Raw genomic sequence first — 20,519 nt, 5'->3', positions numbered from 1 at the left:
GGCTGTCACAACGGTCGTGATATTATTGTCTATCGGGATCGTTTAGGGTCGGGCTTTACCATCTTTGATAGTCTGCAGGTGCATAACCTGGCCAGTCGCGGGATCTTAGGCGGCCGCAAGCACTTAGACGTGTGCCGTTTTCGCATATCCTTGCAATCGCCGCGTCTTTTTGTCGCCCGATCCCAGCGACTCAGTCATTCGTTCAAGCAGCCGGCCCGCGACGTTGATGAAATCACGCTCGCTGACGATTCCCACGAGCCGGCCCTCCTTGACAACCGGCAGGCAATCGATTTTTTCCCGCCGCATCAACGCGATCGCTTCAAGAGTCAGCGTCTCAGGCGTGACCGTTAGAGGGACCCTATTCATCAGGGAACCGACCGTTGCGGGGGTTGCGTCGCCTTCGTTGACGGCGCGCAACAGATGGCTAAGGACCTCAAAGGAACTTACCAACCCAACCAATCGCCCCTGTTCATCCTCGACCGGAATATGCCGAACGCGTTTCCAATTCATCAAGTTGGCAACCAGTTCCACAGGCTCGTCCTCGTGGACCGTGAACAGGTCAGTGGTCATGAACTCTTCTACGCACAGGTAGCTCTGCTTCGACATCGTTACCTCCGTTATCTCTGCCGGAGGCCACTGGTGTACCGGCCTCCCTTCTTTTTGCATCCTTACAGTCGCAGCAGTCAGGGACGTTAGGACCTCGTCTTTCGTTCCTCGTTTCCTCATCTCAGACAGCGAGCTCAAGAGCCACTGCGATCCTGATTTGCCCGAGCTCACGCGCTCTTCAATCACTCCCAGAAACCGATCGATGTCGGCGGGTAGAATGTTAGCCGTTTCCAGTCCGTAGCGCGCGACTGGCAGAAGATAACGGCAGATAAGCCCGCGCGCGGGGATCACCTTGCCGCCGATCCACGCGAATTGCGCATCAAGGCCAAGACGGGCAGCCGCCAGAAAATTCGCTTGTGCGTCTTCAAACTCCATGACATTGGCGACGTCGGGATACTCGAGCGAAACACCTCTCATCAGCCCGAAAAAGAAGGCGGCGTTCGCGACCTCATCAATGACCGTGGGACCGGAGGGAAAAGCACGAGCCTCGATTCTCAAGTGTGGGCGACCGTCGGTAATGCCATAACACGGTCGGTTCCAGCGCCACACTGTACCGTTGTAGATCCGAAGCGCTTGCAGTTCTGGTATCACCCCCTGGTTCAGCGCCGCAAGAGAGTCTTCGTTGTCGAGAGGCGAACCGAGCAGAACTCTGAATCGAGCGATGTCTTCTTCGAATAGCTCCAGAGGTGATTTCTTAACCCACTGCTGACCGAAGCTCACGCGAGGGCTGCGCTCGCGCAGGTTGTAGCTAACACGCCGCGTGTCCACCGACTGCTGGAAGAGCGGTATTCGCGTTTCTGTCCACAAGCGTCTACCGAATAGCAGCGGCGAATTGGCGGCGGCCGCCAGCACAGGCGCAGTGACCAACTGAGCGACGTTATACAAATTCGCGAATTCTTCCGAGCCCGCTTGAAAGTGAATCTGGAAGCTGGTGCAGCAAGCCTCAAGCATCCAGTTATCATGCTTGATACTGAGCTCGTCCGCTCCCTTTAACTTGAACTCGTAAGCTCCGCCCCGCAGCTTGGTCAGTGCTTTGTTCAGCGCCGCGTAGCGAGGCCTCGCGGTCATGTTATTGAGATCGAGATCAGACTTGCGGATCGTAGGAAGAATGCCGGTAAGAACAATCTCAGCTTCGCAGGCGTTTGCCGCGGCGCGTGCTTTGGCGAGCATCTCGTTGAGCTGACGTTCCATTCTCGAAAGAGACTCACCTTCGAATACAACTGGATCGAGATTTATCTCGAGGTTGAACTTCGCGATTTCCGTAGTGAAGTGAGGATCGGCAATTCTGTCGAGAACTTCCGCGCCGATCGACGCGGGACGCCAGCCGGAGTTGACCAGGAAGAGTTCCTGCTCCGCTCCTATCCTTCGGACACCCGACTCGATCATGCCCGAGGCAATCATTTTCTCGAGCGCGCGCAGATCATTCAGCAAGGCCTTTATAAAGGCGCGAAGCTGTTCAGGCGTGCTTGCCTGTTCCACATCTTGTTGTGCCATTGGCTTGGGGCCTCCAGTTTTAAGAGCGGCTTAACGAAAAGCCGGGCGTCTAACTAAGCGGTCGATACGACGCCAGCATCTTCATGTAGTTCGCCCGCTCGAATGCGGCTGTCTCGACGACGTTTTGCTGGCTCATGCTTCCGATCATCTGTCTAACCGAGCTGTACTCGTGCTCTTCCATCCAACGTTTCATTTCATCGAGAATCTCACCGATGCGATTGATTCCATTCTGCAAGAGCTCTGAGGCCATCATCGTCACCTTAGCGCCAGCCATCAGCCCTTTGAGCGCATCTTGGTGAGTATGCACGCCGCTTGTGATAGCGAAGTCCACATTTACGCGGCCGTACAACAGGCCCACCCAACATAAGGGCAGCCGCAGTTCATCTGAGTTGCTCAACACGAGTCGCGAGACAACTTCGAGCTTTTCAATATCCAGGTCAGGTTGATAGAACCGGTTGAACAACACCAGTCCGTCGGCGCCTCCATCGGCGAGTCGCTGCGCCATGTTGGCAGTCGAGCTGAAGTATGGACTCAGCTTCATCGCGACGGGAATCTCTATCGCGCTTTTCACGTCGTGCAGAATGTCAGTGTAGATGTATTCGACTTCGGCGCCCATCAGATAGGTGCTGGTCGGGATGTAATAGACATTCAGCTCCAAGGCGTTGGCGCCCGCTTCTTCGATGCGGCAAGCGTAGTCGATCCAGCCGCCCGTAGAAGTGCCGTTGAGGCTGCCGATGATGGGAATTTCGACCGCTTCCTTCGCTCGGCGGATTAGCTCGAGATATTCATCGGGGCCGACGTTGTAAGTCTGCATCTCGGGGAAATAGCTAAGCGACTCCGCGTAGCTGTCGGTGCCGTGGCTGAGATAATAGTCGAGATAGAAACTCTCGCTCGTTATCTGTTCTTCAAATAGCGAATACATGACCACGGCAGAAGCGCCCGCGTCTTCAAGACGCCGGATGCTGTCAACACTGTGCGACAGCGGCGATGACGAAGGCACGATCGGATTCTTAAGCGTCATCCCCAAGTATTCCGTTTCCATATTCATCGCGGGTCCCTCCTCTGTTCAGCCGCCATCGCAATCTCTCAGAGTGCGCGCCCATCTCGCGGTCGGGAAGGGTGGCTTGCCCCCGCCTTGTTTCAAGCCAACGTCAGAACCGCAGAAGAGGCGGGGCCAAGCCACCCTTCCCGACCGCGAGATGGGTAATTCTTATGTCGTATGTGTGAAGCCATGTCGAAGCTAAAGCTCATGCATCACCTCATTCATCTCGGACAGTTGCTTGTAGTACCTCCATCGCTCTTTCACTTCCTGTTGAGCCTGGCCGAGGAGGTGCTTCGCGGTAGCCGGGTCGCTTTGCTGAAGTATGCGATACCGCCCCTCAGTGTAGATGTAGTCTTTCAGCGAGATGCTCGGCTCCTTAGAATCCAACTGGAACGGGTTCTTGCCCTCCGACGCGAGGCGAGGATCGTGCCGGTAGAGCGGCCAGCAGCCGGATTCCACCGCCATCTTTTGCTGGTTCATCCCCTTCGACATGTCGATGCCGTGCGCGATGCAATGGCTGTAGGCGATGATCAGCGAGGGCCCGTCGTGGGATTCGGCTTCAATGAACGTCTTCAGCGTGTGAATATCATTCGCGCCCATCGCCACTTGCGCGACGTAAACGTTGCCGTAACTCATCGCCATCAAGCCGAGGTCCTTCTTTGCCGTTGGCTTCCCGCCCGAGGCATACTTAGCCACCGCGCCCATCGGAGTTGCCTTCGAAGCTTGCCCCCCGGTGTTTGAATAGACCTCGGTGTCGAGCACGAGCACGTTAACGTTTTGCCCGCTCGCAAGCACGTGATCCAGCCCGCCGTAGCCAATGTCGTATGCCCAGCCGTCGCCGCCGACTATCCACACGCTCTTGTTGACCAGCGCATCGCACACGGTGAGTAGATCGCGAACCTCGGGCTCGTGCACATCGCGCAGCTTGGCTTTGAGCGCGGCGACACACTCTCTTTGAATGTTGATCCCTTCGGCCGTGGATTGATCGGTGCCCAACAAGCACTCGGTAAGGGGTCCGCCTATCAGCGAGTGCAGGCGCTCGATCAGTTGTCTCGCGTAACCGCTTTGTTGATCGAGTGCAAACCTCATGCCCAGCCCGAACTCGGCGTTGTCCTCGAACAGTGAGTTGCTCCACGCGGGTCCTCTGCCATCGCTGTTGATCGTGTAGGGAGTCGTCGGCAAGTTTCCGCCGTAGATGCTTGAGCATCCGGTCGCGTTTGCGATAATCGCGCGGTCGCCGAAGAGCTGCGTGACCAGCTTGATGTACGGCGTCTCGCCGCAACCCGAGCACGCACCTGAGAACTCGAAGAGCGGCTGAAGCAGTTGAACGTTCTTGATTGTGTTATACCGTAAGCCTCCATCGCGCGGCTTGTCGGGCAGCGTGAGAAAGTAGTCCCAGTTAACGCGCTCGCGGTCGCGAAGCGGTTGCTGCGGACTCATGTTAAGCGCTTTGCGCGAAACGTTGCTCTTATCCTTTGCGGGGCAGACCTCAACGCACAAACGGCAGCCCGTGCAGTCTTCGACCGCAACCTGAATCGTGTAGATCTGATCGCTTAACTCGCGCCACTTCGCCGGCATATGCTTGAATCCATCAGGTGCATTCGCCACCAGAGACTCATCGAAGACCTTCGCGCGTATGGTCGAGTGCGGACATACAAACAGGCACTTGCCGCACTGTATGCACAGATCGGTTTCCCAGACAGGAACTTCAAGCGCGATGTTGCGCTTTTCCCATTGAGCCGTGCCTACCGGATAGGTTCCATCAACAGGGAAGGCACTCACAGGCAAGCTATCGCCCTTGCCCGCGATGATCGGCGCGGTGACTCTTTGGACGAACTCCGGCGCGCTAGCGGGAACAATCGGAGAGAGGTCAAAGTCGCTGGTGACGCTCAAAGGCACACTAACTTCGTGCATGTTCTCAATCGCGGCATCAACTGCCTTGTAGTTCTGGTTCACTACGGCTTCCCCACGATTGCCATAGGTCTTTTTTATGGAGTCTTTGATCCTTTGAATCGCTTCGTCGCGCGGCAGCACGCCGCTAATGGCGAAGAAACACGTCTGCATGATGGTATTAATGCGCACGCCCATCCCGGTTTGTCTTGCGACGTCGTAGGCGTTGATCACGTAGAATTTGAGCTTCTTGCTGATTATCTCCTTCTGCACGACCCGCGGAAGATGATCCCAGACCTCGTCCGCCGCGTAAGGGCTGTTCAGCAGGAAGGTGGCACCCGGACTGGCTAGACTGAGAACATCGTAACGATCCAGGAAGTTGAATTGATGAACCGCCACGAAGTTTGCGCGCTGAATCAAATAGGTGCTCTGGATCGGGCGCGGACCGAACCGCAAATGCGAAACCGTTACCGCACCTGCCTTCTTTGAGTCATAGACGAAGTAGCCTTGCGCGTAGTTCGACGTCTCCTCGCCGATGATCTTGATCGAGTTCTTGTTTGCGCTAACCGTTCCGTCCGAGCCCAATCCCCAGAACACGGCTCGCACTTCGTCTTCGGGCTCGGTGTTGAAGCCCGCATCATAGGACAAGCTTGTGAAGCTCACGTCATCGACGATTCCGATGCTGAAGTGATTCTTGGGCTTGTCCTTCTTGAGCTCGTCGAAGACTCCTTTGACCATCGCAGGGGTGAACTCTTTTGAGGCCAGCCCGTATCGGCCCCCGACTACGCGAGGCGTCTGCTGAAATCGAGACTCTCCGCTCATCGTGGCCTCGGCGAGAGCGGTAATCACATCTTGATAGAGAGGCTCGCCGGCGCCGCCCGGTTCTTTTGTCCGATCGAGCACCGCGATCTTCTTGACGGTTGTCGGCAACGCCTCGAGCAAATCCTTTCCAGAGAACGGCCGATACAATCTCACCTTAACAAGCCCTACTTTTTCGCCGCTGTCGCGAAGAGCGTGCACGGTTTCTTCAGTTGTTTCGCAGCCTGACCCCATCATCACGATGACTCGTTCAGCGTCGTTGGCGCCCGAGTAGTCGAACAGGTGGTAACGTCGGCCGACCAGTGCGGCGAATACATTCATCACCTCTTGAACCGTGCCCGGAGTTTCCTGGTAGTAAGGATTAACTCGCTCCCGCGACTGAAAAAACACATCTGGATTTTGGGCGGTTCCTCGGATCACCGGGTGATCGGGCGTGAGCGCTCGCTCGCGATGCGCGCGCACAAGATTGGGGTCTATCACTCGGCGAATGTCATCTTCAGATAGCTTCTCGATTTTCATCACTTCGTGCGAAGTGCGGAAGCCGTCGAAGACGTGAAGAAAAGGAACTCTCGCGCGGAGTGTGCTCGCCTGGGCGATCAGAGCGAAGTCCATCGTTTCTTGAATCGAGTTGGCGAACAGCATCGCCCAGCCTGTTGTGCGCGTAGTCATCACATCGCTGTGATCCCCGAAGATAGACAATGCGTGCGAAGCGATCGAGCGAGCCGCGATGTGAAAGACTGTGCTTGTAAGCTCGCCGGCGATCTTGAACATGTTGGGCATCATCAAGAGCAAGCCCTGGCTGGCTGTGAAGGTGGTAGTTAGCACTCCGCTTTGAAGCGCGCCATGCACAGCGCCCGCAGCGCCGCCCTCGGATTGCATCTCGCGGACGACCGGAGTCATTCCCCAGATGTTTTTCTCTTTTGACGTAGCCCAACCGTCGGCGAACTCGCCCATCGGCGATGAAGGTGTGATCGGGTAGATTGCGATGATTTCGTTGGTCTTGAATGCAACGTAGGCGGCGGCTTCATTGCCGTCTATCGTAACTTGCTCGCGGTGCATGGAATATCCCCCTATTCTCTATACACTGCAAGTTCAATGAGAATGCCGTGCCGCACCTAACAGGCTGCTGAAAAAGTCGACAACACACAGGTGTTCACGGGCTATCCCACCAACGCAGTTGGTGGATCGTTCATATCCGACCTGTCCGAGTACAGACTGGAAAAGTAAACTCGGGCTGTAGGTAGGCTGGTATGAACGAATTACCAACGTTGTTGGTGGGATTATCGGCATCCGGCGTGAGAGCTGTCGCACTCCCTCTTTCATCGGTCTGCTAAGGCGCCGATCACTCTGCGCCAGCGTTCCGGAGAAGTCGGGAGATTTCGGTGTTGCGCCTTGAAGTGGTCCTCAAAGCGGACCATCCCTTCTTGTTCTTGATGCGCGCATCTGCGCCGTGGGCGAGCAGGATCCTCACGACATCAGAGCGGCCTTTTGAGGCGGCTTCCATAAGGGCGGTCCAACCGTCGGCGTCTTGCGCGTTTACGTCCGCACCGCGTTTCAACAGCTCTTCGACGGTAGCGAGATGACTCCCAAAGACCGCCTCTATCAATGGTGTGCGCCCGTTTGCGTCCGTAGCGTTTACGGCGACACCGTGGTCCAGGAAGATGCTTACGGCGGCGGTGTTCCCAACCAACGCCGCTCTCAACATACCGGCGGAACTATCATCGGGTTTCTGGGCCAGGCTGGCGCGTTCCAGCGATGCCCTTACAAACTCCACGTGCGCTGTTCCTATGACACATGCCACTTCGGTTTACCTACCCTTTACTTAAGAACGCCTCTACGATTGGAGCGGCCCAGATATCTGAACCGGGCGGCGGAATTTCGCCGTGCTGGAGGTATTTTCTCTCAAGTGGGTCGGGGAAGCTATGACCGATGTCACGGGTCGAAGTGACGGCTGTCACACCCCGGCTGGATCTGATAGGCGGTAAACGAGAACGCTTATGAGCTGACCATCGCCTCCAATGCCGCTTTGTCGCGGATGATGAGCGTAGAACCTTTAACGTAAATCATTTGCTTTCGCTTAAAGAGGCCCAGGAGCCGAGTAACTGTCTCTCGCGACGCGCCTATGATCTGGGCAATCTCTTCGTGAGTGAGCGTAAGCTTCAAGCTGATTCCTTTGTCGATTTCTTTACCGCTCTTGACGCACCACTCGAGCATCAGCTTTGCGAGCTTCTCGGAGGCTGAATGCGAGAGTCCAAGCGATCGTACCTGCTCGAACGCGTCGTGGTAGTTGTTGCTCAAGTGCTCTGCCACGCGAAGGCAGGCGGCGCCATTCTCTTTTAGGAAGTGCAGAAAATCTTCGCGCTTTATGAAGTTCACCTGGCAGGGATTAAGCGTCTCGGCCGTTGCCATGTAGGGTTTCCCGGAAACGGAGGAGCCCAGACCAAGTACTTCGCCGCTTTCGGCAATTCTCGTTATTAGAGACTTGCCATCGCTCGAGCACGTCGTTAGCTTCACTCGGCCCGAGCAAAGCATGAACACGCCGCGCGGAGATTGGCCCTCTACAAAGAGCACCGCTCCCTTTGGAAAAACCGTCGCGTACTTGAGCGTCTCAAATGATCTCACCAGCTCCGCGTCGAAGTCGCAGAAGTAGCCCTCTGATCGTAACTTGCAATTGACGCAACTGTCGTTAACCTCCAAACCGTAGGGCGAATTCATAGCGGCTCCTTAGTTCGACGTGTTTGACCGGTAGGTTACTTACGGTCAGACAGTCGGATCACATGTGAGTGCATAGCAATAGAGGTGCCGAAGCGGAAAGGCGGTTTCCGGGCAGGATCGTAGAAGTGACGGTCAAATCTTGGGAAAACTCACCCAGCCGCTGTGTGAAAGACCCCAAGCGCCGACTCAGCAGCGCATCACTCGGAGAATCGCCTGGCGAGAAGGTGGGACTCGCCCGGCAGGCTCTTGTGGCGGGTTGCAACTAGACTTGGAGTTTTCGGCGATGTTCAGCGGAGAGCCGAGCCTGGCAGCACTGCTCTCCGCCTTATGTTCTCCTTTTACCGCGCTCGCCGCTTGATCCACGGCAATGAAAGTTCATAGCGCTGATTCGTGTCAGGGCACGCGGTGCCCTTCGGAGCTGCCCGCGAATTGGATCTCGCGAAGCTCGAACAAAGTGGCGGACGCCATCCCGTAAGTCAGCACTAGACGGCTCGCCTTTTCGTGCTGAACTGGCTCGCAGTGAAACGACACGACGAGTTTGTCTGGTTTCAGCTCGGGTTGGCCCGCCGGGTCCTGGCTGTACTCGTAGACGTAGAAGCAGGGCTCACCTCGCGCCATCTTCTCATCGTCGTGAACGAGGATGTACTTCCCCTCAAGCGTGGCCTTCAGGAGTTTTGTCCTATCCGGGATATCTACGACCGCCATTTCCTTGCCGGGCGGCCCGGCAGTGGCGAGCGCACCAAGAGCGCTGACGATGATTGTCATTGCGCCGAAGATCAAGCTTATCAGCAAAACGCGTCTCATTATCACCTCCTCGCCCGGTGGCTGCCGACCGTCCCTTTCACGCGATCTCCCGCGAGAGGCATCCTCGCGCCTGCGAGCCCGTTGTCCGCGCATAGTCTAGCTGCAAATCCTAATGACAACTATGACCATCGTCACGGTTCGCGGTGACCGGTGTCACAGGCACTCCCAGTAAGGCAGCGACCACGTGTCTCTCCCTCGCAGCGCCGGCTCCTTCGAAAACGCGATGCTCGCGCCTGAGAATTTCGATCGGCGTGTTCATATCGAGTTGTTCTGATTCGGCCCGGTCCCGGCCGGAGTTCTGCGAGTATAGATCGTTTTGAATTGACATGTCGCTACCAGCGCGCATTCGTTGCAGTCGCCGCCGAGTTCATTGGCAAGCACGGGCTCTACATGAACTTCAAAGCCAAGCTGCGAATACAAAGCAACCGCTTCGTCAGCACGGTCCACCCCGGTAATGAAACGTCGCTCCCATCCATCACTCTCAAGCGCGGAGAATGGAAGCCTCTCGAGGATTCTCTTTGGAACACAATGCTCATCGATCGCCATTCGTATTACCCCTGATACTTGCCGCCCGCGGTCGTCCAATCAAATACTCACTCTATCTTGAAGGGGCATCCGCTCAACTATAGCGCCGCTCTCACGCAGCTTTTTCAATCGCTGTTGTCCGAGAATCGCGGCGCCCAGCGCCGTCGTGAACTGAACCATGTCACCGCCTGGAACATTGACCTCAGATTTCAGGTGCTCGCGGACCAGTCGAGCCATCGTTTCGAATCGCAAGATGCCCCCGATCAGCGTGAACGCCGGCTCCATCTGCACGCGCTTCATCAACTGCACCGAGCGATCGACCAGCGACGAAAACGCGCCGTGCATGATGTCGGCCGGCGCCGCGCCAAGCGAAAGCTGATTGATCACTTCCGACTCGGCGAACACCGCACACACACCGGAGATCGGCACCGCTTCTTTTGAAGTCGCCACCAGCGGGCCGATTTCTTCCGTGCTGAAGCCCATATATCGCGCGGTCTTCTCGAGAAACGCTCCGGTTCCCGCCGCACACTTGTCGTTCAGGCGAAAGGATTTCACCTTGGCGACGGAGTCCAACCGGCTGGCCTTCATTGTCTGGCCCCCTACGTCGAGAATCGTCCTCGTGTTTGGAAACAGGAAGTTGGCGCCGCGAGCGCTGGCCGTTAGATCGGTCACCGCAGCATCGCTGAACCCGACCATGTGCCGGCCGAAGCCGGTGGCGATGATGTAAGACACCTTGTTCGATTCGAGGCCCGCTTCGTTCAAGGCTTGCTTAAATGTTCGTCGGGCGATCTCCGCCAGCTTGAAACCGGTGTTGTTGATTGCCCTGCCTACGATCTCCAACTCATCGCTTAAGATCAGCGCCTTGGTGTAAGTAGACCCGAGATCGATGCCGGCAGTGAATGTCATACAAGCGCCTCCGACAGTGCCGGGGCGCGGCTTGTCATAATACGATCTAGCGCGAACAGCGCGGCGCCCAGCGCTCCCATGAAGTGCGAGTCTTCGCTCACGTTGACCTTCAACCCAAGACCGCGATTGAGCGCTTCGATCATCCCGATGTTCCGCGCGACGCCCCCCGTGAAAGTCACTTCCTCGTCGACGCCAACCCGGCGCAGCAGACCGATCGAGCGCGCGGCGATCGACTGATGCACGCCTGCCAGGATGTCTTCGATCTTTTTGCCTTTGCCCAGCCAGGACAGGACTTCGGACTCGGCGAAAACCGTGCAGGTGGTGCTGATGCGGACCGGCCGCTCGGCCTTCAATGCGACCCCGCCCAATTCAGAGAGCGGAATATCCAACGCCGCAGAAGCGGCTCCCAAAAAGCGTCCTGTGCCGGCGGCGCATTTGTCGTTCATGCAGAAGTCCACGATCTCGCCGGCAGGATTCACGCGGATCGCCTTGGTGTCTTGTCCGCCCATATCGACGACCGTTCGAGTGCGGGGGAACATCTGCACTGCGCCTCGGCCGTGGCAACTGATCTCCGTGATCTGCGCGTTGCCGAAGGTCACGCGATACCGGCCGTAGCCAGTGCCGATCACGTACTCGACTTCGGGCTCCTGAAGGCTCCCGTCCTCGAGCGCTTCGGCGAAGGCTTTCTCCGCAGCGGCGACTACGTTCGCCCCGGTATCGATCAGCGCGCGGCCGACGATCTGCCGCGACTCGTCGATGATGACTGCCTTGGTCTGCGTGGAGCCTACGTCCACGCCCGCTGCATATGACATGCGTTGTCCTTGTTTCAGTGGCCTGTACGGGCGGTCCTCCGTGGCCGCAATTCTTGCAGCAGAAGGACCTATTACAGGAGGAGGGGCGGCCACGGAGGACCGCCCGTACAGGCACGACTCACTACCTTGCGGCTGCCAGTCGCCGTGATGCCAGTCCCTCAAAGAAAGCGTCAGCCCGATTCTTAAGCTGCGCTTCGGACACCACGCGTCGATCCATCATGTCCGACTCGATAAACAGGCTCGCGATGTCACGCGAGGCCATCAGCGCGCGGCGATTGTCTGCCAACCCTGTCGAAACTGTTCGGCAGCTTTTGATCGGGTGATACACGACACCGTCGATGTGAAACGGATCGATCATCTGAATAAGCGCCTGGTCCTGATAAAACATGCTGTCCATCGCATCGCGCACGGTGATGAGAACGCCTTCAGCAAGACTCTCGAGCGGACGCTTGAGGTCGTACTCGAATCCGGTGTTTGCACCTCCGGCCGCGAACCACAAATAAGTCGAGTTCACAAACGTGCCGCCCCATTCGGTGAACAGCTCGTTGAAACGCCGGAAGATCGGATAGCACGGCACGCCTACGAAGATCAGCCGGTACTTCTCATCGGTCAGCGTGCCGATCCCGTGAGCCGCTTTGTATTCCATCTCCTCGACCAGGTCATCGAAGTAGCTCGCGCCTTCTTCGGCGCCGCGAAACGCGTTCGAAACGCCCAGATAGATCGTGCCGTCGGTGACCGCGTTGAACAGCGATGGGCGGTTCTTATTCAATTCGAGCACGCGCTTCCACCCGCGGCTCATCGTGTTTGTGTGAGTCATCGACTCGCGCAGCCTGTCGATGTCGAACTTCTTCCCGGTGACTTGCTCGCATAGGCTGATCAGTTCCTTGATCTGGGCAGCGACGTACGCGCGGTCGTTTTCAAAATCACGATCACCTGGCCACGTCTGGGTACCGGCCGCGCGAGTTCCGGGAATGTCGAGTGTGAAAACAGGAACGTGATACATACGCTCCCATATCTCGGCCCACTTGATGTAGGTGTTGCAGGCGTTGGTGAGCACGGCAATCGCAGGCTTCGGAATGCGACCCATCGGGTGCTCGCCTCCGCGAAGCTGCACGGCAACGTCGGCTTTCACGTAGCCGCAGATGTCGGGCGAGTAGCCGTAGTCTTCGGCCTGGTTCAGGTACTCGTGGGCAACTCGGCGGACGGCTGTCTGGAGCGAGTTGATCTCGGGAAAGACGACCGGCAGATCGAAGACGCGAAGCAATTCGGTCATGCTTCCCATAACGAAGACGTAGGCAGCTTGTTCTCCGCGTTCGGCTATTGCGGTGAGGCTTTCGAACCACGCTCGAAACAAGGTTGCGCCGTCGTTGTTCGCGCGCCCGACTATTTCAGATGTTGCCTGTAGCTCAGTCATCAGCTCTGTCCTTGGCAGTCACCTCGTTCCGAAGAATACCCCCAACTGAAGTTGGGGTATTCCCGGACCTTTTCGCACAGTCTCTGCCGTGGGTGGTATTTCACACCCCTCTCTCCCCGCCCTCAACTGAACAGAATATTCTCGACGAACGTCTCCAACTGAATTTCCATATGATCGAAGCTGGTCATGTTCTCTTCGAACTCGCCAACGAAATATGGTATGCCGGCCTCATCGAGAGCGCGCGTGTACGCGACCTGCTCTTCCAACCCCGGCTCGCACATCTTCGCCGCAGTAATAATCGCCGCGTCCGCTCTTGAAGACCTTATGCGCTCGAGCAGCATCTTCTCCTTCGGCTTGCGCAAGTCGTGCTGAACCGGGCTGTATGAAGACTTCTCCAGGTAAGCCTCCGCCAGATTCATCAACGGGTCGCCCTCCAGCGGCACGTCATCCACTATCCATCGCATGCCGATCAGCAAGTCATCGTCCACCACGTAGCACGACCGAGCGATTGCCCGGATCAAATCGAGCGGCGGCTGTTCACAGAAACCGCCTTCGAAAACCACGCGAATCTTGTCCTTCGGCCGCGCATTGCGCTCACGGATCATCGGCAGCACAAAGCGCAGCAACTCGTTGTGCTCGTCGCGCGGAATCACGCCGCCGATCGCGACAAGCACGTATGCTTCGTCAGCCGAGATCAGCCATGGTGTGGTTTGCTTGATCGCATACAACTCACGCAGCAGCGCACGGTTCTGGTTGTAAATCGCAATCGATTTGCGCAGCGCGTCATCGGTGACCGGCGCGCCGCTGACAAAACCAGCGGCAAGAAGCAGCCGAAATTCAGATTGCCGCCGCGGATCACCGCTGACCGGAACTCCGCTGATCGCTTCGACCGCGCGCTTCAACCGATCGTATTCGCCGCGCAGATAGGTGGCAGCATGAGACGAGTTCGCGTTCTGCGGCAGGTACAGAATCTGGCACGGGTAGCTGAAGTTCCTCCCCCAGACCGCCGCGAGGTTGCGCGCCGCGTCGCAAATCGGATGAGTCACGAACATCTCCAACTGCAATCGTCCACTCAACGCAAGCTCGAGCGAGGTCTTCAGAATCGAGCAGAGGTACGAACCGAAGCGTGAGTCGGCTTGCATCGCCTCGACCTGAGCGCCGCGAATCTTGACCGGCAGCAGCCCAGCAGCGTGTACGATCTCTTCGGGAAAGTAGACTTGAAAGTGGCCGATGACTCTGCCGCCCGCTTCTCGCCATCGCCGCACGGTCGGGAAGGTCGTGTCCTCAAACATCTCGCGGCACTCGTAGAGCACTTCTTCAAGAGGCTTGTCTCGCCATTCGTGAAATACGCGTTCGTTCATGCGAGCCCCTTCGTTATGACCTGTAAGGGCGTCGCTCCGTCGGCGCCCCTCTTTCCGCATCCGCGACGCAGCCAGCGATCAAGGGGCGCCGGCGGAGCGACGCCCCTACATGCTAACCAACCATATTCAATCCGCCGTTGACGCTGAACACCTGTCCCGTGATGTAGCTCGCCGCGTCCGATGCCAGGAACAGAATCATCGGCGCAATCTCATCGGGGCGACCCAGCCGCTTGAACGGAATGTAGTTGACGATCGAGTCCAAAATCTTGTGAGTGAACTCATCTTGCTTCATCTCTTCAATAAGCGGGGTGTCCACGAGACCGGGACACACGGCGTTCACTCGGATCTTGTCGCGGGCGTGCTCGCGGGCCAGCGTCTTGGAAAAGGCTATGACAGCCGCTTTCGACGCAGCGTAGATCGCTTCACCGAACGAACCGACTCGCGCAGTGTCCGAGCTGAGATTTACAATCGCGCCCTCTTTGCGCTCCGACATGTGCGGCAGTATCGCGTGGCAAGTGTGAACCACGCCCTTGAAGTTGATCGCGATAATGCGGTCCCACATATCGGGCGTTGTCTTCACAAACGGCAACAGCCGATCCCAGCCGGCGCTGTTGACCAATACGTCGATCTTTCCGAAGAGGCGCAGCGTCTCGTCGCGAAGCGCGTGAACGTCGTCGAGGTTGGTGACGTCAGCCCGAACCGCGACGACTCGCTGGCCGGTCGATTCGCTGATATCGAACGCCGTCGCCTTTGCTTCATCCAAGCGAAAGTCGCCGATCGCGACATCGGCGCCGGCTTCGGCAAATGCGCTCACGACGGCGCGGCCAATTCCCCGCGCGCCGCCTGTGACGATCACCGACTTTCCCGCGAAATCCCTAGTCTTCATCGTTGCTTACTCCTTCGAAACCGGTTGACGGTGAACAGCAGGCGTTTGGGCGCTACTCAGGTTCATCGCGGCAATTCACAGCTTGAACAACTCGATCGCGTTATCGCGGAGCAGCTTTCGCTTGACCTCCTCCTTCAAACCTAGTTCGTCGAGTTGCTGCAGGTTCTCTTTCCACGGCAGGCCGTTCGTTCCCCAGATGCACCGGTCCCGTCCAAGCCGGCTGCCGATGAATTGAATGATCTGCGGTGAAAGATACTTCGGTCCCCACGCGTCCACGCCGAACCAGATGTTCTCCCACTTGTAGCAAACCGAGATCAGCTCATCGACCCACGGCCATCCGGTGTGCGCGCCGATCATCTTCAACTCGGGGAAGTCGCAGGCGATCCGGTCGAGAAACATCGGGCGCGCTCCCTCGCTGGGCATGGCTTCCAGCACGTGACCAACCTGCATCGAGACGGGGACCTCGAGCTCGACGCACTTCGCGTAGAGCGGGTACATTTTCGCGTCGCTGAGCGGAATGTCGAAGCCGTAGATGTGAACGTAAACGCCTTTGAAGTTGTGCTTCGTCACCGCCGTCTCGATCTCGCGAAGGCTCTCGCGAATTCGAAACGGGTTGTAGCCCGCGAGTCCTATGAAACGCTTGGGGTACTTTTCGGTGTATTGCAGAACGTCTTCGAGCTTGGTGTCCATGTACATCCACTTGCGCCAGTAAGACCACATCTTGGTCTGAGTGATGAAGACTTTTTCGACGCCGGCCTCGTCCATTTTGCCGAGCATCGTTTCTATAGACTCGAATCGCGGCAGGCCGCCGATCGCGCGCTCCATTCGGCAGATCAACTCGCCCTCCTTGGCGCGGTCCCATTGCTCCATGAATTCGCGAGTCGCGACGTAGTACATGAAATCTATTGCTTTGACCTTCTCAGGCATGTGAATCTCCTGGTTGTAGAGTTGGGCCGAGTGAACGTACCGAGTTGACTATAAGAGAGCACTGGTTCGAACTGCCGTGAGCGCTGTCACGGGCGCTCGTGACGGCGGTCACATCGCGCCGCGAGTACGCTATTGTTTGTATCGGTCCTTGTAGAAGTTCAGGATCTGGTGATATTCCTTGACAGGAATATTCCATCAAAGTAATCTCAGTAAATGAAGTGGGAGGTTGAATACACCGATGAGCTCGAATCTTGGTGGAGCAGCCTCACAGTAGAAGAACAAGAAGATGTCGCCGCGTCCGTCGGATTGCTGGAGGAAATGGGACCCAGGCTCCCATATCCACATAGTTCAGGGATTCAGGGGTCAAAGCACGGTGTTATGCGGGAGCTGCGGATTCAACATAAGGGACGCCCATACCGAGTTCTTTATGCGTTCGATCCTCGCCGCGTAGGCATACTCCTGATCGGCGGCGATAAGACTGGCGATGATCGGTGGTACGACCGATATGTTCCGATTGCGGATAGGCTTTATGAAGAGCACGTGATAGCAGTCGAGAAGGAGGGATCAAGCGATGGCTAAGTCATTCAAAACTCTTAGGGGCCAAATGAAGCCGGACGCCCAAACGCGCTCTCGGGATAAAACCGCGCTTATGATGAAGGATATGGCCCTGCACGAGCTACGAAGCGCGCGCGATTTAACTCAGGGCAACCTGGCCGAACAGCTTAATCTCGAACAGCCGGCAATCTCCAAACTGGAGCGGCGTGCTGACATGTACGTCAGCACTCTACGCAAGTACATCGAAGCAATGGGTGGCGAGCTGAAAATCATCGCGCACTTCCCCGAGGGGGACGTTCGAATCAATCAGTTCCAAGATCTTGAGGAAGGTGAGGTTCTGGAGACGGTGGCGCGGTAAGTATCTCCCAGTTGAGACCCAAAGACATTGCTCGCGGTTGGAAGCCGCCGCAGCACGCCGCTGACAATGTGCAGGTTGAAGCTCTCGTCTAAGGCGCAACTCAACATCTACGGCCTATCCGATAGTCCGCCACTTTTCGTTCGATATGGCTTGAGGCAATGCATTTGACGATTACGTGCTAGTCTGCCGGTGCGGTTTCGCGCTCCTCTTGTCGTCGCAAGAAGACGAGGTAGTTCACCGCAAAGCAGACCAGCGCAAAGCCGGAGAGAAAAACAAAACCGAGAGTGTATGAGCCTGTCTGACCTCGAATCACACCGAGCACCAGCGGCGGGAAGAAACCACCAAGCCCGCCCGCAGCTCCTACCAATCCGGTCACCGTGCCGGTCTCACGCGGAAAATACTCGGGCACGAGCTTGAAGACTGCGCCGTTGCCAAGTCCCAACAGCGCGGCCGTGCCTAAAGCGCCGATCGTGAAGAGCACCATGCTCGTTGACGTCAGCCCAATCGCAAGCATCGCGATCAGCCCGAGAACCAGCGCGAGCACCTGCGGGCCGCCGAATCGATCTGCAAGCCAACCACCAACCGGGCGCATCCCAGTCGCTACGATCACGAAGCCCGCGACTCGAGCGCCCGCATCCGTGGGGCTCAGTGAGAAGATGTCCTTGAGAAGCGTCGGCAGGTAAATGCTCAACGCAACGAATCCGCCGAACGTTAGAAAGTAAAAGAGCGAGAGCACCCACGCGATGGGCTCGCGCTTCAAGATGACCAGATACTCGCTTACTGTTTTCGGCGGCGCTTTGATCGGAGCGTTGCGAGCTAACAAGAGAAACACGAGCCCAAAGACTCCAGCAACCGCGCCGTAGATCCAGAACGGGATGCGCCAATCGCCGGTTGCGGCGACGATCGCGGGCGCGCCGAACACCGCGACCGATTGCCCGATGTTTCCCATGCCGTAGATTCCAAGCGCGGTGCCCTGGTACTTTGCCGGAAACCACTTCGAGACGAACGCCACGCCTACTGAGAAACTGGTGCCCGCAAATCCGATCAAGAGTCCCCAGGCGATCAGTGAGCTATAAGATCCCGTCCAACTGACGCCCACAGCAGGAATCACGCAGAAGCAGAGCAGCAGGCCGAAGACGATTCGCCCGCCGAACTTGTCAGCAAGAATGCCCATCGGTATGCGTCCCACAGAGCCGAGCAGCACCGGCACTGCAATCAGCAGCGAAGTCTGCAACGCCGATAGGTGGTACATTTCGCGAAACTTCGGCGCGAGCGAACCGACGAGCCCCCACACCGAAAAGCTGATCGCGAATGCGATGGTCGACAGCAGCAGGGCGCGGTTCGCGTGCTTGTCGCGAAGCATCCCTTCTTCTTCAGGCGCTTCGAAGGAATGAAGCGTCAAGCTCTCGGCCAGGTAAGGATCATGGACCGGCACCAGCGAAACTCCGCTTAGCGCGGTCGCGAAGGTCAGAAGGAACAGCGCCCCGAAACCGGCTGCCAGAGCCAGATCGACGACACCCACCATCGACGATCCGCCGAGCGCGGGAAAAATTGTCAAGTACAGATCAAGCCAGTGGCCGAACAGAATGACTACGCAGGCGGCGAGCAGCAGCCCCTCGCTTCGTTTCGCTTTGCGAGAGATCAACAGCACAAACGGGATCAGCCAGTTCACAAGCAGATTGATCAGAAACAGCGCCTTCCATCCCGGCGTCGATGTCTGGCGAAGGTAGAAGACCGTCTCCTCGGGCAGGTTCGCGTAGTAGATCAGCAGGTACTGCGATATCCAAATGTACGCCCAAAACGTCGAGAAGCCGAAGATCATCTTGCCGAGGTTGTGCAGGTGATCTTCATTGATCTGGGCGAGAAATCCGCGCCTTCGGAGCAGAATCACCAGCAACGTCACCGCCGCGATTCCGCTCACGAACAGACCCGAGAAGCAGTAGAAGGCAAAAATGGTGCTGTAGAACTCAGGCTCGATCGACATCAACCAGTCGAAGCTCGCAAGCGAGAACGTGACCGCAAAGAGCGCGAGAAAAATCGCCGAGTACTTCTTGCTGCGGTCGGTGTGTTCCAGCAGGCCGTCTTCGTCCTGGCGGCGTGACTCACGCCAAAGCAGATACGCGAAACCGCACCAGATCACCAGCACCACCGCCATGCGCCCGAAGAAAAAGGGAGTGTTCAAAAACGCCGCCTTCATCTTCATCGCTTCGGTGGCCGGTGCGATGCCATGTGACCATTCGTAGATCGAGTGCCTGCCGAAAAAGACCAACAGCATCGCGATCGCGCCGATCGGCACATAGGTCATCATCGCTTCGGGAATTCGCCTGAGGGCCGCGCTCCAACCCGCATTCGAAAGGTGATGGATGCAGACGAAGACCATCGCTCCCAACGCGAGCGTCAAAAAGAAAACTGAGTTCAGAAGAAAGCTCGGCCACAGGCGCGCGCTGTTGAATGCCAGTCCAGCGCCAAAGCCCAGCACGCCAACCGCGACCAGAGCGATCAGCGTCTTTTTCTCTCGATCCGATATGAGCGGCCTGTAGGGCATAATCCAGACTCCCGAGGTAGCATAGGCTTCAGCCTGTGCAAATCGCTCTTCGCATCACCGGCGGACACAGGCTGAAGCCTATGCTACTGCTACCTCCCTTGCAGCTTGCGGATGTACAGAATCACCTTCCAGCGATCGTCGAATGACACTAGCGCCGCCTGCGCCGGCATGTCCTTACGCCCCGCCGTGATGACGTGAAAGATATTCCCATCCGCTAGCGCCTTCGATTTGCCGGTGTTGTAAGCCGGCGGATTCGGGTACTTCGGAATGAGCGGCCCGTCTCCAGCGCCCGTCGCTCCGTGACACACTGCGCAGTAGTTGTTGAACACCTGCTGCCCGCGCGCCAGGTTCTCCTCGGTCGGTTGAAACGGATTCCTCAGTTCGTTGCCCGCGCGAATCGCTTCCTCTGGACCTGGCCCGTAATGAAACGGCTGATAGCCTCGGGGTATCGTGCCGGCTACGGGCATCTGCTGCGTCATTCCGTTGGGCAAAACAGGATTGGGGGTTTGAGAGAGATACGCCGGCGAGTATTGCATTTGCGTCGGCCACTCGAGATTCCTCGCCGCATTGTTGCGGTTCATCAGGAAAAGTCCGCCGAGCACGACAACCGGCAGCAGAATCACCCCCAACCATGAGCGCGCGTTCTTCATAGATCCCTCAACAGGCATGTAGGGACGGCCCGCCGGGGGCGCCCCGCAACGCGGGGAAAGGGACAAAATGGCCAATAGGGGGGGCCCCGGGGGGGCGCGGCCGCCGGGCCTGCCCGCGGGGCGGGCCGGGGCGGCGCCCCCCCCCCCCCCCGCCCGGGCGCGCCCCCCCCCCCCCCCCCCGCCCCCCCACGCCCCCCCCCCCCCCCCCCC

At 57.6% G+C, this 20,519-nt stretch carries 17 protein-coding genes; 2 read left to right on the top strand and 15 right to left on the bottom strand.

Going from position 1 to position 20,519, the window contains the following annotated elements; genetic code table 11:
- Window positions 1-123: 123 nt before the first annotated feature.
- The 13 genes from AABO57_22160 to AABO57_22100 form a co-directional block, all read right to left on the bottom strand.
- Entirely contained in the window at window positions 124-2,100 is a 1,977-nt protein-coding gene (locus tag AABO57_22160) for a glutamate-cysteine ligase family protein (protein ID MEK6288431.1), read from the bottom strand.
- A 49-nt stretch (window positions 2,101-2,149) separates the two neighbouring features.
- The gene (locus tag AABO57_22155; protein ID MEK6288430.1) at window positions 2,150-3,148 is read right to left on the bottom strand and encodes a dihydroorotate dehydrogenase-like protein; all 999 of its coding nucleotides are present in this window, start codon (window positions 3,146-3,148) and stop codon (window positions 2,150-2,152) included.
- A 192-nt stretch (window positions 3,149-3,340) separates the two neighbouring features.
- Window positions 3,341-6,910 (bottom strand): pyruvate:ferredoxin (flavodoxin) oxidoreductase, encoded by a 3,570-nt coding sequence (nifJ, locus tag AABO57_22150; GenBank protein ID MEK6288429.1) that lies wholly within the window; start codon window positions 6,908-6,910, stop codon window positions 3,341-3,343.
- A 283-nt stretch (window positions 6,911-7,193) separates the two neighbouring features.
- Window positions 7,194-7,625: an ankyrin repeat domain-containing protein gene (locus AABO57_22145; GenBank protein MEK6288428.1), complete on the bottom strand. Its 432-nt coding sequence runs from the start codon at window positions 7,623-7,625 to the stop codon at window positions 7,194-7,196.
- A gap of 221 nt (window positions 7,626-7,846) precedes the next feature.
- Complete coding sequence (locus tag AABO57_22140; protein MEK6288427.1) at window positions 7,847-8,566, bottom strand: Crp/Fnr family transcriptional regulator; 720 nt, start codon at window positions 8,564-8,566, stop codon at window positions 7,847-7,849.
- Between the two features lie 393 nt (window positions 8,567-8,959).
- The gene (locus AABO57_22135) at window positions 8,960-9,370 is read right to left on the bottom strand and encodes a hypothetical protein (GenBank protein ID MEK6288426.1); all 411 of its coding nucleotides are present in this window, start codon (window positions 9,368-9,370) and stop codon (window positions 8,960-8,962) included.
- Window positions 9,371-9,625: 255 nt separating this feature from the next.
- A complete protein-coding gene (locus AABO57_22130; GenBank protein MEK6288425.1) occupies window positions 9,626-9,916 on the bottom strand; it encodes a hypothetical protein in 291 nt (96 codons plus the stop codon).
- Between the two features lie 39 nt (window positions 9,917-9,955).
- A complete protein-coding gene (locus AABO57_22125) occupies window positions 9,956-10,801 on the bottom strand; it encodes an acyl-CoA dehydratase activase (protein MEK6288424.1) in 846 nt (281 codons plus the stop codon).
- The gene (locus AABO57_22120; protein ID MEK6288423.1) at window positions 10,798-11,613 is read right to left on the bottom strand and encodes an acyl-CoA dehydratase activase; all 816 of its coding nucleotides are present in this window, start codon (window positions 11,611-11,613) and stop codon (window positions 10,798-10,800) included. Before AABO57_22120 ends, AABO57_22125 begins: the two co-directional genes overlap by 4 nt.
- 121 nt (window positions 11,614-11,734) lie before the next feature.
- Entirely contained in the window at window positions 11,735-13,027 is a 1,293-nt protein-coding gene (locus AABO57_22115) for a 2-hydroxyacyl-CoA dehydratase family protein (GenBank protein MEK6288422.1), read from the bottom strand.
- Window positions 13,028-13,149: 122 nt separating this feature from the next.
- Window positions 13,150-14,388, bottom strand: coding sequence for a 2-hydroxyacyl-CoA dehydratase (locus AABO57_22110; GenBank protein MEK6288421.1), 1,239 nt, complete (start codon window positions 14,386-14,388; stop codon window positions 13,150-13,152).
- A gap of 112 nt (window positions 14,389-14,500) precedes the next feature.
- A complete protein-coding gene (locus tag AABO57_22105; protein MEK6288420.1) occupies window positions 14,501-15,274 on the bottom strand; it encodes an SDR family NAD(P)-dependent oxidoreductase in 774 nt (257 codons plus the stop codon).
- 75 nt (window positions 15,275-15,349) lie between these two features.
- Entirely contained in the window at window positions 15,350-16,201 is an 852-nt protein-coding gene (locus AABO57_22100; protein ID MEK6288419.1) for an amidohydrolase family protein, read from the bottom strand.
- A 213-nt stretch (window positions 16,202-16,414) separates the two neighbouring features.
- Between AABO57_22100 and AABO57_22095 the strand changes: the two genes are divergently transcribed.
- Window positions 16,415-16,780, top strand: coding sequence for a type II toxin-antitoxin system RelE/ParE family toxin (locus tag AABO57_22095; GenBank protein MEK6288418.1), 366 nt, complete (start codon window positions 16,415-16,417; stop codon window positions 16,778-16,780).
- Complete coding sequence (locus AABO57_22090; GenBank protein MEK6288417.1) at window positions 16,773-17,114, top strand: XRE family transcriptional regulator; 342 nt, start codon at window positions 16,773-16,775, stop codon at window positions 17,112-17,114. Before AABO57_22095 ends, AABO57_22090 begins: the two co-directional genes overlap by 8 nt.
- Before the next feature lie 178 nt (window positions 17,115-17,292).
- On the opposite strand, the gene AABO57_22085 is transcribed toward AABO57_22090, so the two are convergent.
- Window positions 17,293-19,659, bottom strand: a complete 2,367-nt coding sequence (locus tag AABO57_22085) for an MFS transporter (protein MEK6288416.1) — start codon at window positions 19,657-19,659, stop codon at window positions 17,293-17,295.
- 89 nt (window positions 19,660-19,748) lie between these two features.
- Window positions 19,749-20,309, bottom strand: a complete 561-nt coding sequence (locus AABO57_22080) for a cytochrome c (protein ID MEK6288415.1) — start codon at window positions 20,307-20,309, stop codon at window positions 19,749-19,751.
- Window positions 20,310-20,519 lie beyond the last annotated feature (210 nt).

This window comes from Acidobacteriota bacterium, from assembly GCA_038040445.1.
Classification (GTDB): domain Bacteria; phylum Acidobacteriota; class Blastocatellia; order UBA7656; family UBA7656; genus Onstottus_A; species Onstottus_A frigus.
The sequence above is the reverse complement of the archived record's forward strand: the minus strand, read 5'-3'. Positions and strand labels throughout refer to the sequence as shown.

Coding starts and splice junctions, on each gene's coding strand:
- AABO57_22080 (MEK6288415.1), bottom strand. CDS start 20,309: ATGAAGAACGCGCGCTCATGGTTGGGGGTGATTCTGCTGCCGGTTGTC.
- AABO57_22125 (MEK6288424.1), bottom strand. CDS start 10,801: ATGACATTCACTGCCGGCATCGATCTCGGGTCTACTTACACCAAGGCG.
- AABO57_22115 (MEK6288422.1), bottom strand. CDS start 13,027: ATGACTGAGCTACAGGCAACATCTGAAATAGTCGGGCGCGCGAACAAC.
- AABO57_22135 (MEK6288426.1), bottom strand. CDS start 9,370: ATGAGACGCGTTTTGCTGATAAGCTTGATCTTCGGCGCAATGACAATC.
- AABO57_22100 (MEK6288419.1), bottom strand. CDS start 16,201: ATGCCTGAGAAGGTCAAAGCAATAGATTTCATGTACTACGTCGCGACT.
- AABO57_22110 (MEK6288421.1), bottom strand. CDS start 14,388: ATGAACGAACGCGTATTTCACGAATGGCGAGACAAGCCTCTTGAAGAA.
- AABO57_22085 (MEK6288416.1), bottom strand. CDS start 19,659: ATGCCCTACAGGCCGCTCATATCGGATCGAGAGAAAAAGACGCTGATC.
- AABO57_22120 (MEK6288423.1), bottom strand. CDS start 11,613: ATGTCATATGCAGCGGGCGTGGACGTAGGCTCCACGCAGACCAAGGCA.
- AABO57_22140 (MEK6288427.1), bottom strand. CDS start 8,566: ATGAATTCGCCCTACGGTTTGGAGGTTAACGACAGTTGCGTCAATTGC.
- AABO57_22155 (MEK6288430.1), bottom strand. CDS start 3,148: ATGAATATGGAAACGGAATACTTGGGGATGACGCTTAAGAATCCGATC.
- AABO57_22105 (MEK6288420.1), bottom strand. CDS start 15,274: ATGAAGACTAGGGATTTCGCGGGAAAGTCGGTGATCGTCACAGGCGGC.
- AABO57_22130 (MEK6288425.1), bottom strand. CDS start 9,916: ATGGCGATCGATGAGCATTGTGTTCCAAAGAGAATCCTCGAGAGGCTT.
- AABO57_22095 (MEK6288418.1), top strand. CDS start 16,415: ATGAAGTGGGAGGTTGAATACACCGATGAGCTCGAATCTTGGTGGAGC.
- nifJ (MEK6288429.1), bottom strand. CDS start 6,910: ATGCACCGCGAGCAAGTTACGATAGACGGCAATGAAGCCGCCGCCTAC.
- AABO57_22160 (MEK6288431.1), bottom strand. CDS start 2,100: ATGGCACAACAAGATGTGGAACAGGCAAGCACGCCTGAACAGCTTCGC.
- AABO57_22090 (MEK6288417.1), top strand. CDS start 16,773: ATGGCTAAGTCATTCAAAACTCTTAGGGGCCAAATGAAGCCGGACGCC.